This is a genomic window from Bacillus cereus group sp. BfR-BA-01441 (genome assembly GCF_022663075.1).
Classification (GTDB): Bacteria; Bacillota; Bacilli; order Bacillales; family Bacillaceae_G; genus Bacillus_A; species Bacillus_A cereus.
The window spans coordinates 1-589 of record NZ_JAKUEU010000244.1 but is presented as its reverse complement, the minus strand read 5'-3'; the positions used below and the strand labels follow the sequence as shown (position 1 = coordinate 589).

Genomic DNA, 589 nt, shown 5'->3' with positions numbered 1-589 from the left:
AACCCTTTTAAAACAAACTTCTCCTTTTTTACAATTTGCACAGATTCTCCCTCTTCCCGTTATAGTATGAACTGCTTACTAAAGATTTTTTTCCATGCAAACTAATCTCCTTCTTCTTTTCATAAATAAATGAATAATATACAAAATTAGCCACAAAATAGCACTATATTACAAGATTAAAGAGGGTATACACATGATTTGGAATTGGTTACGTAAGAAAAAAAAATCAAATAAACCAGAAGCAAACGAAACAGATAATCAGGAGCAGCATTCTAACAATGAAGAGGATGATAACAAAGAACAGACTAGAAGTATGAAACATAATAAAGGTAAAAATCACGAACAAAAAGATTCGTCTCAGGATACGCAACAAAGTGCTAAACAGGAGGACTCGTCTCAAGATAAACAACAAAGCGATAAACAAGAGGATTCCTCTCAAGGTAAGCAACAAAACGATAAACAAGAGGATTCCTCTCAGGATAAGCAACAAAGCGATAAACCAGAGGATTCTTCTCAGGATAAGCAACAAAGTGCTAAACAAGAGGATTCTTCTCAGGATAAGCAACAAAACGCTACACAAGAGGATTCT

1 pseudogene is annotated in these 589 nt (G+C 34.3%); it reads left to right on the top strand.

What is annotated here, in order from left to right:
• Positions 1-193: 193 nt before the first annotated feature.
• Positions 194-589, top strand: a pseudogene (locus tag MR107_RS30315) (spore germination protein); the annotation flags it as partial.